The 15,263-nt window shown below is 70.3% G+C and carries 12 protein-coding genes; 1 reads left to right on the top strand and 11 read right to left on the bottom strand.

Annotated features, from left to right (window positions below):
* Nucleotides 1-224 (bottom strand): transposase (locus ABIC30_RS21260; protein WP_354456077.1); only part of this gene is annotated, 224 nt, incomplete at its 3' end.
* Nucleotides 225-345: 121 nt separating this feature from the next.
* Nucleotides 346-3,876: a DNA polymerase III subunit alpha gene (gene dnaE, locus ABIC30_RS21255; protein ID WP_020092255.1), complete on the bottom strand. Its 3,531-nt coding sequence runs from the start codon at nt 3,874-3,876 to the stop codon at nt 346-348.
* A gap of 539 nt (nt 3,877-4,415) precedes the next feature.
* Here dnaE and ABIC30_RS21250 point away from each other — a divergent pair.
* Nucleotides 4,416-5,684 (top strand): glycosyltransferase, encoded by a 1,269-nt coding sequence (locus tag ABIC30_RS21250; RefSeq protein ID WP_020092253.1) that lies wholly within the window; start codon nt 4,416-4,418, stop codon nt 5,682-5,684.
* Nucleotides 5,685-5,858: 174 nt separating this feature from the next.
* On the opposite strand, the gene ABIC30_RS21245 is transcribed toward ABIC30_RS21250, so the two are convergent.
* From ABIC30_RS21245 to nuoN, 9 genes are all read right to left on the bottom strand, one after another.
* Nucleotides 5,859-6,119, bottom strand: coding sequence for a hypothetical protein (locus ABIC30_RS21245; protein WP_020092251.1), 261 nt, complete (start codon nt 6,117-6,119; stop codon nt 5,859-5,861).
* Nucleotides 6,120-6,418: 299 nt separating this feature from the next.
* Nucleotides 6,419-7,132 carry an ABC transporter ATP-binding protein gene (locus tag ABIC30_RS21240; protein ID WP_020092250.1) on the bottom strand — a complete coding sequence of 238 codons (714 nt, stop codon included), beginning with the start codon at nt 7,130-7,132 and terminating at the stop codon, nt 6,419-6,421.
* A gap of 12 nt (nt 7,133-7,144) precedes the next feature.
* The gene (locus ABIC30_RS21235; RefSeq protein WP_091680286.1) at nt 7,145-8,455 is read right to left on the bottom strand and encodes a lipoprotein-releasing ABC transporter permease subunit; all 1,311 of its coding nucleotides are present in this window, start codon (nt 8,453-8,455) and stop codon (nt 7,145-7,147) included.
* 9 nt (nt 8,456-8,464) lie between these two features.
* Nucleotides 8,465-9,790, bottom strand: a complete 1,326-nt coding sequence (proS, locus tag ABIC30_RS21230) for a proline--tRNA ligase (RefSeq protein ID WP_354456076.1) — start codon at nt 9,788-9,790, stop codon at nt 8,465-8,467.
* A gap of 507 nt (nt 9,791-10,297) precedes the next feature.
* Nucleotides 10,298-10,624 carry a DUF1467 family protein gene (locus ABIC30_RS21225; protein WP_091977366.1) on the bottom strand — a complete coding sequence of 109 codons (327 nt, stop codon included), beginning with the start codon at nt 10,622-10,624 and terminating at the stop codon, nt 10,298-10,300.
* 5 nt (nt 10,625-10,629) lie between these two features.
* Nucleotides 10,630-11,034, bottom strand: coding sequence for a methylmalonyl-CoA epimerase (gene mce / locus ABIC30_RS21220; RefSeq protein WP_020092246.1), 405 nt, complete (start codon nt 11,032-11,034; stop codon nt 10,630-10,632).
* 272 nt (nt 11,035-11,306) lie between these two features.
* Nucleotides 11,307-12,980, bottom strand: coding sequence for a ribonuclease J (locus ABIC30_RS21215; protein ID WP_012319023.1), 1,674 nt, complete (start codon nt 12,978-12,980; stop codon nt 11,307-11,309).
* A gap of 16 nt (nt 12,981-12,996) precedes the next feature.
* Entirely contained in the window at nt 12,997-13,800 is an 804-nt protein-coding gene (locus ABIC30_RS21210; protein WP_354456075.1) for a biotin--[acetyl-CoA-carboxylase] ligase, read from the bottom strand.
* A gap of 7 nt (nt 13,801-13,807) precedes the next feature.
* Nucleotides 13,808-15,253 carry an NADH-quinone oxidoreductase subunit NuoN gene (nuoN, locus tag ABIC30_RS21205; protein ID WP_020092244.1) on the bottom strand — a complete coding sequence of 482 codons (1,446 nt, stop codon included), beginning with the start codon at nt 15,251-15,253 and terminating at the stop codon, nt 13,808-13,810.
* Nucleotides 15,254-15,263 lie beyond the last annotated feature (10 nt).

The following is a 15,263-nucleotide window of genomic DNA, read 5'->3' as shown; positions in this document are numbered from 1 at the left end:
GCCTTGATCCGCTCGCGCTCATCCGTCGTCGGTCCGGCCCGCACGCCCCGGTCGCGCTCGGCCTGACGGACCCACTTGCGCAGCGTTTCGCCAGAGCAACCGATTTTGGCCGCGATCGACTGGATCGCGGCCCATTGCGAACCGTGCTCGCTCTCATGCTCCCGGGCCAGCCGGACTGCCCGCTCGCGAACCTCAGGGGAAAAGGGTGGGGTATGCTTCGTCATGGCTCCAGTCTCTCAAGAGTTGGAGCCTCCGAAAATCCCGGGGCGATTCAGATCGCTTCGCTCCGCTCGCGAAGACGGCGCGGGCCAACCGAACCCACAGGCGCTTGGTATCAGCCGCCCCTCAGCTCACCTCCACCTGGACCACCCCGGGCACAGTCCGGAGCTGGCCGGCGAGCGCCGGGCTCGCCTGGAACTTGCCCGGCAGCCGGATCTCCACCTCGCGCTCGCCGCCGTCGAGCTTGAGGATCAGCGAGACCTCGCTCTCGCCCCGCATCGACAGGCGCTGCTGCACGGGCGCGACGCCGCGCGGGTCGCTCAGATGGATGCGGATGCCCTTCTGGTGGCGGGCGACCGCTTGGTCGAGGGGTTCCGCGGTGAGGATGCGGGCGCGCACGTCCTCGCCCTCCAGGTTCGCCTGGAGCTGCAGAACCAGCGGTCGGCCCGGTTCCAGGATGTCGCGGTACTGGCCGAGCCCCTCGGAGAAGATGATCGCCTCGAAATGCGCGGTCCGGTCCGACAGGGTCACGATGCCCATCTTGTTGCCGGTCTTGGTCCGCCGCTCCGCCCGGTCGAGCACCGAGGCCGCCACGCGGCCGACGCTCGACGTCCCGGCCCGCACGGCGCGGCAGAAATCCGTCCAGCTCTGCACTCGCAGCTTGTCCAAGAGGTCGCCGTACTCGTCGAGCGGATGGCCCGAGATGAAGAAGCCGATCGCCGCGTACTCGCGCTTGAGCGTGTCGGCCATCGGCCAGATCTCGTGCGGCGGGATCCGCAGGGACACGTCGTCCGCCACCACGCCGCCGAACATGTCGGTGACGCCGGCCGATTCCGCCTCCGCCGCGCTGGCGGCGAGCTTCATCATCGGCTCCACCGCCGCGAAGGCGCGCGCGCGGTCGGGCTCGATGCAGTCGAGCGCCCCGGCCTGGACGAGGCTCTCCAGGGTGCGCTTGTTGATCATCCGTGGGTTCAGCCGGCGGGCGAGGCAGGCGAGGTCCTTGAACGGCCGGTCACCGCGGGCCTCCACCAGCGCCCGCACCGCCTCGCGGCCGACGCCCTTGATGGCGGCCAGCGCATAGAAGATCTTGCCGTCGCGCACCGCGAACACCTCGCCGGAGGTGTTGATCGAGGGCGGCTCGACCGTGATCTTCAGGCGCTGCGCGTCCTGGCGGAATTCGGCCAGCTTGTCGGTGTTGTCGATGTCGAGGGTCATGGCGGCCGCCAGGAACTCGACCGGGAAGTTCGCCTTCAGGTAGGCGGTCTGGTAGGTCAGCAGCGCGTAGGCCGCCGCGTGGCTCTTGTTGAAGCCGTAATCGGCGAACTTGGCGAGCAGGTCGAAGATCTCGTTCGCCTTGGCCTTGGTCAGCCCGCGCTCGGTGCAGCCCTTGAGGAACCGGTCGCGCTGCGCGTCCATCTCGGCGCGGATCTTCTTGCCCATGGCGCGCCGGAGCATGTCGGCCTCGCCGAGCGAGTAGCCGGCGAGCACCTTGGCGATCTCCATCACCTGTTCCTGGTAGACGATGATGCCGAAGGTCTCCTTCAGCATCGGCTCCAGCTTCGGATCCGGGTACCAGGACGCCTCGTTGCCGGCGTCGCGGCCGAGCTTGCGCTCGCAGTAGACCGGGATGTTGGCCATCGGGCCCGGCCGGTAGAGCGCCACCAGGGCGATGATGTCCTCCAGCCGGTCGGCCTGCATCTCGCAGAGCGCCTTGCGCATGCCGGCCGATTCCACCTGGAACACGCCGACCGTCTCGCCCCGGCCCATCGGCCCGTAGGTGTTCGGGTCGTCGAGCGGCAGCGAGGCGAGGTCGATGTCGATGCCGCGCTGCTTCAGCAGATCGGTGCAGCACCGCAGCATCGTCAGGGTCTTGAGGCCCAGGAAGTCGAACTTCACCAGCCCCGCCTGCTCGACCCACTTCATGTTGAACTGGGTGACCCGCATGCCGGTCTTCGGGTCCCGGTAGAGCGGGACCAGCTCCTCGAGCGGCCGATCGCCGATCACCACGCCGGCGGCGTGGGTCGAGGCGTGCCGGTGCAGGCCCTCGAGCTTCTTGGAGATGTCGATGAGGCGGCCGACGATCGGCTCCTCCTCCATGGCCTGCTGGAGCTTGGGCTCGCCCTCGATGGCCTGGGCGAGCGTCACCGGGTTGGCGGGGTTCTGCGGCACGAGCTTGGTCAGCTTGTCGACCTGCCCGTAGGGCATCTCCAGGACGCGGCCGACGTCGCGCAGCACGCCGCGGGCGAGCAGCGTGCCGAAGGTGATGATCTGCCCGACCTGCCCCTCGCCGTAGCGCTGCTGCACGTAGCGGATCACCCGCTCCCGGCCCTCGACGCAGAAGTCGATGTCGAAATCCGGCATCGAGACGCGCTCGGGGTTGAGGAAGCGCTCGAACAGCAGGCCGAACCGGAGCGGGTCGAGGTCGGTGATGAGCAGCGACCACGCCACCAGCGAGCCGGCGCCCGAGCCGCGGCCCGGACCGACCGGGATGTCGTGGTCCTTGGCCCACTTGATGAAGTCGGAGACGATCAGGAAGTAGCCCGGGAACTTCATCTTGACGATGACGTCGAGCTCGAACTCGAGGCGCTTGCGGTAATCCTCCTCGGAGAAGCCCGGCGCCGTGCCGTGCTGCTTCAGGCGCAACTCCAGCCCGGCCTCGGCCTGCCGGCGCAGCTCGGTCGGCTCGTCGGCCGAGACCGCCCGCGCGCCCGCGTCGGACGCCTCCGCCAGGGCCTCCGCCAGGGCCTCCGCCATGGGCGGCGTCTCGCCGGCCGCCACGGCGCCGAAATTCGGCAGGATCGGCTTGCGGGTCCGCGCACGGACGGCGCAGCGCATGGCGATCTCGACCGTCGCCTGGAGCGCGTCCGGCAGGTCGCGGAACAGCTCGGCCATCTCGGCCCGGGTCTTGAAGGCGTGGCTCGGTGTCAGGCGGCGGCGGCGCTCGTCCGAGACGAGGCGGCCCTCCGCGATGGCGAGCAGCGCGTCGTGGGCGTCGTAGTCGTCGGGCTTGGCGAAGTAGGGCTCGTTCGTCGCCACGATCCCGAGGCCGTGGCGACCGGCGAGGTCGAGGAGCGCGGTCTCGATCCGCGCCTCCTCGGACTGGCCGTGGCGCTGGATCTCCACGTAGAGCCGGTCCTCGCCGAACGTCTCCTTCAGGCGCTTCAGGCGGTTGAGGGCGAGCTCCGGCCGGCCCGCCCGGAAGGCCGCGTCGAGGGGGCCCGCCATCCCGCCGGTGAGCGCGATCAGCCCCTCGGAGGCGCCCGCGAGCGCTCCGGCATCGAGGCGCGGCGCCTCGCCGAGGGCCGTGTCGAAATAGGCGCGGCTCGCCAGCCGCAGCAGATTGGCGTAGCCGGTCTCGTCCTGGGCGAGGAGCACGATGCCGTGGCTGGTCGGCGCCTGACGCTGGTGCGGGTCCGCGGCCTCGAACGCCACCGAGAGCTGCACGCCGGCGATCGGCTGGACGCCCTCCCCGGCCGCCTTCTCGGAGAATTCCAGCGCGCCGAACAGGTTGTTGGTGTCGGTCAGGGCCAGGGCCGGCTGCCTGTCGGCGACCGCCGCCTTGATCAGGGAGCCGACCTTCAGCGCCCCTTCGAGCAGGGAATAGGACGAGTGGACGTGGAGGTGGACGAATCCGACCTCCTTGAGCTGGCGTGGCATGGCCGACCTTGTTCCGGGGTCGGGCAGCATCCCCGCTCGCCGGCCTCAAGTCGACGTGCGCCGCGCCGCCGGCGGACGATATCCACCGGTCGTGCCCCGGAAGCACCAGTTCGGCCCAGCCCTGTGGACAATCGGCGCCTACGGGGCGATCGCCTGTGCATAACCCGTCCGCGGACGGAACCGGGCAGTCTTCGGAAAAATCCGGCTAACGAACCGGTGCCAAGGCTATCGCCCAGGCGCCCACCGCCGCGAACAGCATCCCGAACGCCATGAACTCGACCATTCCGGTCAGGATCACCCGCTTCAGCATCGACCTGCCTCCTGTGTTCCGGCCCTAGTATGTTCATGTTTTGTTCTATGGAAAGGGTCTGCGGGTCACAGGGCGGCCCCGTTTCTTCGACAGGGTAAAAAGTGTCTTGATGCGGATCGGGCGGGCTGGCATGCCCCCGCCTTCAAGACGAGCTCGTCACCGGCTGGGGAGTTCGAAGGAGCAAGCCATTCCCGAGCACCGGACGGTCGAACGGTTCGACGTCGCCCTCGTGGCCGTCGGCACACACGGCGATGTGCTTCCGTTCATCGCGCTGGGGCACGAGCTCCTGAAGCGCGGCCACGGCGTCTCGCTGGCGGCCCCGGCCCCGTTCGAGGCGATGGCCCGCCGGGCCGGCCTCGCCTTCCAGCCCCTGGGCACGGTCGCCGATTACGAGGCGGTGATCCGCCAGCCGGATCTGTGGCACCCGCAGCAGGGGTTCCGCCCGATGTTCGACTACGCCCTGCGGGTGGCCGAGCCGGCCTGCCTGTGGCTCGGCGCGACCCGCGCCCGGGGGATCGACCTGCGGGTGGTCGCCTCGCCGCTGGGCTGGGGGGCGCGGCTCGCGCAGGACCTCTACGATCTGCCGACCGCGACGCTGCACGTCATGCCGTTCCTGATCGAGAGCCGGTACGATCCGCCGCGCCTGCCGGGCCTGCCGCTGCCGCGCGTCCTGCCGGCCGCCCTGCGAGCCTACGTGAATCTCGGCGTCGACAAGGTGGCGGTCGGCCCGTTCACCCTCCCGCCGCTGAACGCCCTGCGGGCGCGTCTCGGCCTCGATCCGGTCTACCGGCTGCGGCACTGGTGGAACAGCCCGACCGGCATGCTCCTGATGTTCCCCGACTGGTACGCGGAGCCCCAGGCCGACTGGCCGGGCCAGGCGGTGCAGCTCGGCTTCCCGCTGGTCGACCGGTTCGGCGACGTGGCGTCCATGCCGCCGGAGCTGGAAGCGTTCCTCGAGGCGGGCGACCCGCCGATCGTGTTCACCTACGGCTCGGCCATGCGCCAGGGCGCCGGCTTCTTCGACACTGCGGTGCGGCTGTGCCGGCGCATGGGCCGGCGCGGCGTCCTGCTCGCCCCGCAGGGGGGGCAGATCCCGAAGCCGCTGCCGGCCGGGATCATCCACCTGCCCTACGCCCCCCTGAGCGCCCTGCTGCCGCGCAGCGCGGCGCTGGTCCACCACGGCGGCGTCGGCACGGTGGCGCAGGCGCTGGCCGCGGGCGTCCCGCAGCTGGTGGTGCCCGTGGCCTTCGACCATTTCGACGAGGGGCGGCGGCTGAAGGATCGGGATCTCGGCGCCACCCTGAGCCGCCGCGCCTTCCGGCCCGCGCGGGCGGCGCGGGTCCTCGGCCGGCTGCTCGCCGACCCCGCGGTGACGCGGGCCTGCGCGGCGGCCCGGGCGCGGATGGCGGACGGCCGCGACGCCGTCCTCGACGCCTGCGACTACGTCGAGCGGCTGACGGCCGCCGAGTCCGGTCCCGGCCCGTCCCGCGCGTCCTGACCCGCCGGCTGCCCGAACGCGGGGGGGCGCCCCCTCCGACGGAAGCGGCGCCCTTTCGATTACTGCCCGAGCAGCGCGGTGGCCGAACCGACGAACGTCATGAGCAGGCCGCTCACGAAGGCGCCGATCATGACGTAGGAGAGAGCCTTGAGCTTCATCCGTCCTCGCGTCGGCTCAGCAGCGGTAGCCGCCGGAGGTCTGGCCGTACTGCTTCACCGGCCGGGTCTGCTGGTCGGCGTTGCCCTCGGCGGCCGAGCTCAGCGGGCAGCCGACGTAGTTGGGATTGTCGTGGACCCCCAGTCCGAGCGAGCCCGTGGTCTCGACCTCGTAGGGAGCGAGGCCCGTCCAGCGGGCGCCGTTCGCCGCCAGAGCGGACGAGATCGGGGCGACGCCAAGGACAAGTGCGGTGACGGCTGCGGCGATACGGGTCTTCATGGTCAGGCTCCAGAGATAACGCAGTACAGACCGGTTGTTCGGCTCTGTTTTGTCTTGCGTGATCACAAGATAGGGGCCCGGTGTCTTCCGCGACGTGACGCGTCGCACGCGGCGCAACGGATTAAAGAGCGCGTGCACTTGCGGGGCTCGGAGGTCTGCGGTCCGGCTGGCGTCGCGGGCCGGGAGCGATGCGCCCTGTGGTTGATCGAGGCTGCCGGGGCGCGGCGTGCAAGGGGCGCGCCGCCGCGCGTGCCATATCTGCGCCGGCACACGGGAGATCTGCTCAGCGGGTGGCCCGCTCAGTCGAGCTGCGTGATCAGCCCGTCCCGGATGGTGACCCGCCGATCCATGCGGGCGGCCAATTCCAGGTTGTGGGTCGCGACCAGGGCGGCGAGCCCCGAGGCGCGGACCAGGGCCATCAGGATCGAGAAGACGTGGCCCGCCGTCCCGGGATCGAGGTTGCCGGTCGGCTCGTCGGCGAGCAGCAGCCGCGGTCCGTTGGCCACCGCCCGGGCGATGGCGACGCGCTGCTGCTCGCCTCCCGACAGCTCCGCCGGACGGTGCGGCAGGCGCTCCTTGAGGCCGAGGAAGCTCAGGAGTTCCGTGGCGCGGGCCTTCGCCTCCGGGGCCTTCAGGCCGCGGATGAGCTGGGGCATCACCACGTTCTCCAGCGCCGAGAACTCCGGCAGGAGGTGGTGGAACTGGTAGACGAAACCCATCTCCTCGCGCCGCAGGCGCGTGCGCTCGGAATCCGCCATCGCGGCCGTGGGCTGACCGCCGATATAGATCTCGCCCCCGTCCGGCCGCTCCAAGAGGCCGGCGAGGTGCAGCAGGGTCGACTTGCCGGCTCCCGACGGCGCCACCAGCGCGACCAACTCCCCCGGCCAGATCGCGAGGTCGGCCCCGCGCAGGATCTCGAGGGCACCCTCGGCCTGGGCGTAGCGCCGCTCGACGCGGGAGAAGAACAGCGCCGGCACCGGCTGGTCGCCGGCGGTCTGGCTCGAATCGCTCATTGGATGCGCCCGTCAGCCGTAGCGGAGGGCCTGCACCGGATCGAGCCGGGCGGCGCGCCAGGAGGGATACAGCGTCGCCGCGAGCGACAGCAGCAGGGAGGTGATCACCACGGCGGTGATCTCCTTCGGGTTCATCTGGGCCGGGATCTCGGCGAGGAACCGCACCGTCGGGTCCCAGGCGCCCGGAAACAGCACGTGCTGGATCGGCTTGATGTTGAGGGTGATCAGGATGCCGAGGCCGAGCCCGCTGAGCGTCCCGACGACGCCGATCAGCGCGCCGTTGATCAGGAACACCCGCATGATCGTGCCCGGCGTCGCCCCCATGGTGCGCAGGATCGCGATGTCGCTCGACTTGTCGCGCACCAGCAGGATCAGGCCGGAGACGATATTGAGGGTCGCCACCACGACGATCAGGCTGAGGATCAGGAACATGACGTTCCGCTCGACCTCCAGGGCCCCGAAGAAGGTCCGGTTGCGCTGGCGCCAGTCGGTGAGCAGGATCGGGCGCTCGGCCGCCATCTCCAGGGGCTCGCGCATGTCGCCGACATGGTCGGGATCGTCGACGTAGATCTCGATCATGCTCACGTCGCCGTCCTTGTTGAAGAACGCCTGGGCCTCCGCCAGCGGCATGAACACGAAGGTCTGGTCGAACTCGGTCATGCCGACCTCGAACACCGCCTTGACCGTGTAGCTCTTGGTGCGCGGCGCGGTCCCGAAGGGCGTCGACGAGCCCTTGGGCGTGACGAGCGTGATCGTGTCGCCGGCCTGCAGGCCCAGCGTGTCGGCGAGCCGCCGCCCGATCAGCACGCCGGTGCCGTCGTCGAAGCCCTCGAGGGTGCCGCCGCGGATCGCCGAGGACACGGCCGCCAGCGCGTCGAGGTCGGCTGCCCGCACGCCGCGGATGATGACCCCCGAGCCGCCGTACTGCGACGAGGCGAAGGCTTGGCCCTCGACCAGCGGCACCGCGGCGCGCACCCCCGCCACCTTCGACAGGCGCTCCGACAGGTCGGTCCAGTCGTTGAACGGCCGGTCGATGGGCGTCGCGAACAGGTGGCCGTTGATGCCGACGATCTTCGACAGCAGTTCCGCGCGGAAGCCGTTCATCACCGACAGGACGATGATCAGCGTGGCGACGCCGAGCGCGATGCCGAGCACCGAGAAGAACGCCACCACCGAGACGCCGCCGCCCCGGCGCCGGGCGCGCAGGTAGCGGCCGGCGAGGATCCACTCGAACGGCGCGAAGGGCGCGGTGCCCTGGCGGAACGAGGCCGCGAACGAGGCCGCGAAGGTCCGAACCCGGTCCAGCTTCGCTGAGGCGGCCATCGGCACGCCTCAGACGCGCCGGATGCGTGCCAGCAGATCGACGGTCGCGAGGCTCTCGCGCTCGCCGCCGGCACGCCGCTTCAGCTCGACCTTGCCGTCCGCCAGGCCCTTGGGCCCGACGATCACCTGCCAGGGCAGGCCGATCAGGTCGGCGGTGGCGAACTTCGCGCCGGGGCGCTCGTCGCGGTCGTCGTAGAGCACCGACAGGCCGGCGGTCTCGAGGTCGGACTGGATCTGCGCGCAGGCGGCGTCGGTGGCCGCGTCCCCGACCTTGAGGTTGATCAGGGCGATGTCGAACGGCGCGACCGAGTCCGGCCAGATGATCCCGGCCTCGTCGTGGCTGGCCTCGACGATGGCGGCGACCAAGCGGCTCGGCCCGATGCCGTAGGAGCCCATATGGACCGGCCGCTCGATCCCGTCCGGACCGGCGACCTTGGCGCCCATCGGCTCGGAATACTTGGTGCCGAAGTAGAAGATGTGCCCGACCTCGATGCCGCGGGCCGCCATGCGGTTGTCCTCCGGGACCTCCGCGAAGGCCGCCGGCTCGTGCATCTCCTCGGTGGCCGCGTAGTGCGAGGTCCAGGCATCGACGATGCCCTGGAGGGCGGCGACGTCGTCGAAATCGACGGTCGCCGGCGGGATGTCGAAGTCGAGATAGGCCTTGTCGCAGAAGACCTCGCTCTCGCCGGTCTTCGCCAGGATGATGAACTCGTGGGACAGGTCGCCGCCGATCGGGCCGGTATCGGCGCGCATCGGGATCGCTTTCAGGCCGAGGCCCGCGAAGGTCCGCAGGTACGCCACGAACATCCGGTTGTAGGCGTGGCGCGCGCCGGCCTGGTCGAAATCGAACGAGTAGGCGTCCTTCATCAGGAACTCGCGGGAGCGCATCGTGCCGAAGCGCGGCCGCACCTCGTCGCGGAACTTCCACGAGATCTGGTAGAGGTTCTTGGGCAGGTCCTTGTAGGAGCGCACGCTCGCCCGGAAGATCTCGGTGACCATCTCCTCGGCGGTGGGGCCGTAGAGCATCTCGCGGTCGTGCCGGTCCTTCAGGCGCAGCATCTCCTTGCCGTAGGCGTCGTAGCGGCCGGATTCCCGCCACAGCTCGGCGGACTGCACCGTCGGCATCAGGATCTCGACGGCGCCGGACCGGTCCTGCTCCCGCCGGATCACCGCGCAGACGCGCTCCAGAACCCGCAGGCCCAGCGGCAGCCAAGCGTAGATGCCGGCGGCTTCCTGGCGGACCAGGCCGGCGCGCAGCATCAGCCGGTGCGAGACGATCTCGGCTTCCTTGGGCGTCTCGCGCAAGGTCGGCATGAAATAGCGGGAGAGACGCATGTCGTCAGAGTCTTGGAAGAGGATCGGCCGGGAGGAGCCGCGGCGCGCCGGCACACAACACGCCGGAGACGCAAATTACAAGCACTGCGCGACCACGGCGGGGCGTAATCGCGGCGAACCGGAGGCGGCGGCCCGGCCGCGCTGAGGCCGCTGCCTAGGCGGAAAGCGGTATGCCCATTTGCCGGCAAGAAAGCGCAGATTTTTCTCGCAGACCCGGTGACAACACGAATTGTTGTTCCTATAAGCGTCCGGCGATGTTTGCGACGCCCGGAAGAGGTGGCGCAAGGTCCGAGTCTCGGGAGGAAAAGCGACCGCCCCGCAGCCAATGCGAGGGATATTTCAAGGTCGAGCCAGTGAAGCTTGAAAGCAAGGCCTTGGGCCTTGCTTTTTTTATTCTTGGGTCCGGTCGGCGCGGCCGTGTCGAACCACCCGCTAGGCCCGCGCCCATCTGGTTTCGGGCGGTGGCCCGCCGCGGCGGCGCTTCCCGGATCGCCGCTCCGAGCCGTCCTAGAGCCCGGTCAGCGGGAACACCGCCAGGGCGATGAGGAAGGCCGCGCCCGCGACCAGCGTCGTCCAGATCGCCTTCTCGCGCAGTCGCGGCGCCGCCGGCGCCCCGGGATCCTGGCCCGGCACCACGTGGCTGGGCCGCGTCTCCGGCTGGTTGCGCAGGGGCAGGACCGCGAAGAGCAGCGTCCACCAGACCACGAAGTAGAGGGCGATCGCCCCGCCCACCGTCAGCTTGAACAGGCTCACCGCCGCCGCCACGAAGGCGGCGATCAGGACGGTGATCGCCGCCAGGGTCACCGGCGTCGAGCGGGCCAGCGTGTTCATCATCCGGCTCACACCTGCTCCAGCTCGACCAGGGTGCCGAGGAAGTCCTTGGGGTGAAGGAACAGGACCGGCTTGCCGTGCGCGCCGATCCGCGGCTCGCCGGTGCCTAGCACCCGGGCGCCCTGCGCCTTGAGCTGGTCGCGCGCGGCCAGGATGTCGTCGACCTCGTAGCAGACGTGGTGGATGCCGCCGCCCGGATTGCGGGCCACGAAGGACTCGATCGGCGAGCCCTCGCCCAGGGGGGACATCAGCTCGATCTTGCTGTTCGGCAGCTCGACGAACACGACGGTGACGCCGTGCTCGGGCTGCGGCAGGGGCGCGGTGATCGTCGCGCCCAGCGTGTCGCGGTAGACCGCGCAGGCGGCGTCGAGATCCTGCACGGCGATGGCCACGTGGTTGAGACGGCCGATCATGATGTTTCCTCCCCGGCGTTGTGGCCCCCTGTCCGGGAGCTTCGTTCGTTCGCGGGGAAGGCTCCGCCCGTACGCGCGGACGCGACCGGCCCCCTCTCCCGTGCGGCAGAGGGTTGGGGTGAGGGACGAGCCCTCTCCGGCAGAACCTGTCCCCCTCACCCTGTCCCTCTCCCGTGCGCGAGAGGGAACCCGGGCCCTGTCCGGCAGCCGATCGGATGATCGGCTGCTTCGGCTCCGTCTAGATTACAGCCAACCGCTATCGGCAGCCAGCTTCACACCTCCACCACCTGCACGTGGCAGGCCGGCTTCTTGCCCCACACCTCGTTGACCGCGGTGCGCACCGCCCGGTCGACCGTCTTCTCGACGCTCTCCGAGTCCTTGAGCTTGCCCCGCGACATCCCCGACAGGGTGCGGGAGACCGCGTCCACCACGGTCTCGATCAGCGGCTCGCCGGACCGGCCGCGGTTCGGCAGGCCGATGATGTCCACCGCCGGCTCGCCGAGCACGACGCCGTCCTCGTCGATAGCGATCGCCACCGAGACCAGGCCGGCCTGCATCAGCTTGCGCCGCTCCGGGATCGCCCGGTCCTTCTCGTCGATCAGGACGTCGCCGTCCTTGAACAGGCGGCCGGCCTTCACGTGGTCGATCACCTCGGGCTTGCCGGGGCTCAGGCGGATCAGGCTGCCGTTGCGGGCCTTGACCACGTTCTGCACGCCCTGCGCCCGCGCGAAGCGGGCGTGCTCGTCGAGGTGCAGGGCCTCGCCGTGGACCGGGATCGCGGTGCCCGGGCGGGTCCACCGGTACATCTCGACCATCTCGTCCCGGCGCGGGTGGCCGGAGACGTGGACGAGGTCGGTGCGGTCGGTGATCACCTCGACGCCCTGCTCGATCAGGTCGTTGATGATCGAGCCGACATCGCGCTCGTTGCCCGGGATGGCGCGCGAGGAGAAGATCACCTGGTCACCGGCGGTGAGGCTAATATCCGGGTGGTCGCGGCGGGAGACGCGGGCGAGCGCCGCCCGCGGCTCGCCCTGTGAGCCGGTGAGCAGCGCGACGACGCGCTCCCGCGGCAGGCTCTTCCACGAATCGGAGCGGCGGAACTCGGGCAGGCCGTCGAGGTAGCCGCACTCGCGGGCGACGTCGATCACCCGGTCCATGGCGCGGCCGACCGCGATGACCTCACGCCCGCAGGCGGCGGCGGCCTCGGCGACCGCGCGGATGCGCGCCACGTTGGACGCGAAGGTCGTCACGGCGACCCGGTGCGGCGCGTCCGCGATCAGCGTCTTCAGGGTCTCGGCGACGGTCTTCTCGCTCGGCGAGAAGCCCTCGCGCACGACGTTGGTCGAGTCGCAGACGATGGCGAGGACGCCCTCGTCCCCGAGCGCCGTGAACGCCTCCGGCGACGTCACCGAGCCGGCCACCGGGGTCGGGTCGATCTTCCAGTCGCCGGTGTGGAGGACGAGGCCCGCCGCGGTGCGAATGGCGATGGCGTTCGACTCCGGGATGGAGTGCGAGACCGGCACGTACTCGAGCTCGAACGGCCCGACGGTCACGCGCCGGCCGGGCTTCACCTCGCGCAACTCGACCTTCGGGGCGCCGGGCTCGGACAGGCGCCGGGTCTCCAGCAGGTTCTTGGCGAAACGGGTCGCGTAGACCGGCGCCTTGAGCCGGGGCCACAGTTCGGAGATCGCCCCGATATGGTCCTCGTGCGCGTGGGTGATGAAGATCCCCAGCAGGTCCTTGCGCCGCTCCTCGATGAAGGAGAGGTCGGGGAACATCAGGTCGACGCCCGGCATCTGCTCCTCGCCGGCGAAGCCCATGCCGCAATCGACCATGATCCACTTCCGGCCCTTCTCCGGGCCGAACCCGTAGAGCGCCGCGTTCATCCCGATCTCGCCCACGCCGCCGAGCGGCAGGAAGACCAGCTCCTCCTGTCCCTTAACCATCTGTCGTTGTCCAAACTCAGGCCGCCGTCGCGGCCGATCCGAAATGCACCTCGCCCGCCGTCACGGTATGCCGGTTCCCGTCGGGGGCGAGGATCACGAGCCGCCCCCCCTCGTCGATCGTCTCGAACACGCCCCGCAGGATGTGACCGCCGCTGTGCACCGCGATCTCCGATCCGAGACCCGCGGCCCGCGCGAGCCAGGCCGCGCGCAGGTCAGCGAAATTCCGTCCCCGGTCCCAGGTGCGCGCCCGCGCGGCCACCCGGTCCGAGAGATGTTCCAGTAGCGCCTCGGCGCCGCACGCGTAACCCGCCGCCGCCAGGCTCGCGGCCCCGAGACCCTCCGGCGCCGCCGCGACGTTCACGCCGAAGCCGATGACCGCGGCGCGCCGCCCGCCCGGGAGCGTCTCCGCCTCCAGGAGCAGGCCGGCGAGCTTCGCCCCGCCGAGCAGCACGTCGTTCGGCCATTTGAGCTGAAAAGATCGGGCCCCGGCGCCGGATCCGGTATCCGGCAGGGTGCCGCAGGCCGCCTCCAGCGCCTCGATCAGGGCGAGGCCCGCCACGAAGCCCAACTCGGCGAGGTGATCCGGCGCGACCCCGGCGACCGGCCAGAGCACGCTCGCCGCGAGGTTGCCGGGGAGCGAGGACCAGCTGTTGCCCCGCCGACCGCGGCCCGCCTCCTGGCGGTGCGTCACCACCCAGAGCGGGCCTGTCTCGCCGGCGCGCGCGCGCGCCACGGCCTCCGTGTTGGTGGAGCCGAGGGTGTCGTGGACGTGCAGGCGGTGGCCCTCGGCGCGCGCCGAGGGCCCGAGTCGGTAGGTCAAGGCCGTCCTAGAACAGCGACTTCGCGGCCCGGCCGGCGGCGCCGACCAGCGGCCCGGGCAGCAGGAAGAACAGCACCACCACGACGCTCGACAGGGCGAGCACGATGCGCAGGCCCGGGGCCATCGCCTCGTACGGCTCCTTCGGCTCGTCGAAGTACATGATCCGCACGACGCGCAGGTAGTAGTAGGCGCCCACCACGCTGGTCACCACGCCGATCACCGCCAGCGTCACGAGACCCGCCTTGATGGCGGCGGCGAAGACGTAGAACTTCGCGAAGAACCCGGCGAGCGGCGGGATGCCGGCCAGCGAGAACATCATCGCGGCGAGGCAGAAGGCGAGCCACGGATGGGTCCGCGACAGGCCCGACAGGTCCTCGATCTTCTCGAACATCACGTCCCGGCGCCGGAGCGACAGGATGATCGCGAAGGTGCCGAGCGTCATCGCGAGGTAGATGATCATGTAGGTGACGAGCCCGCTGATCCCCTCCTCCGAGCCGGAGGCCAGGCCGATCAGCGCGTAGCCGATATTGCCGATCGACGAGTAGGCCATCAGACGCTTGATCGAGGTCTGCCCGATCGCCGCGAACGAGCCGAGCGCCATCGACGCGATCGAGACGAAGATGAAGATCTGCTGCCAGATCGCCGTCACGTCCGGCATCGCGCCGATGAAGACCCGCACGGTCATCGCCACGGCGGCCATCTTGGGCGCCGAGGCGAAGAAGGCCGTCACCGGGGTCGGCGAGCCCTCGTAGACGTCGGGCGTCCACATGTGGAACGGCACGGCCGCCAGCTTGAAGCACACGCCGGCCGCCAGGAACACGATGCCCAGCACGATGCCGAACCCGGCATTCTCGTTGAGCGCCGAGACGATGCCGGGGAACGAGACGGTGCCGGTGAAGCCGTAGACCAGCGAGGCGCCGTAGAGCAGCATGCCGGAGGAGAGCGCGCCGAGCACGAAGTACTTGAGGCCGGCCTCGGTGGACTTCACGTCGTCGCGGTGGAAGGCGGCGATCACGTAGGCGGCGAGCGACTGCAGCTCCAGGCCCAGGTAGAGCGCGATCAGGTCGTTGGCCGAGACCATGACCATCATGCCGATGGTGCAGAGCACGATCAGGACCGGGAACTCGAACCGGTCGATGCGCTCGCGCTTGAAGAAGTCGTGCGCCAGCAGGATCGTCGCCGCGGATCCGAGCAGCACCAGCGACTTCATCACCTTGGCGAAGGAATCGGACACGAACGCGCCCGACAGGGTCGTGACCCGGCCGTGCACCGGCTGCGAGATCACCACCGACAGGGCGACGAGGAGCAGGGCGAGGGCGCCGATGCTCACGGTCTCGGCGGAGCGGTCGCCGCGCCACGCGCCGTAGAGGATCAGGCCCATGACGCCGACGCCGAGGATCAGCTCGGGCATGAGCGGCGCCAGCGAGGGCAGGACGGAGTGGACGGTTGTCATGGTGTCCGCC

The sequence above is a fragment of the Methylobacterium sp. 1030 genome, assembly GCF_040544715.1.
Taxonomy (GTDB): domain Bacteria; phylum Pseudomonadota; class Alphaproteobacteria; order Rhizobiales; family Beijerinckiaceae; genus Methylobacterium.
Note: the sequence above shows the minus strand (reverse complement) of the source record. Positions and strands in the feature narration are given on the sequence as shown.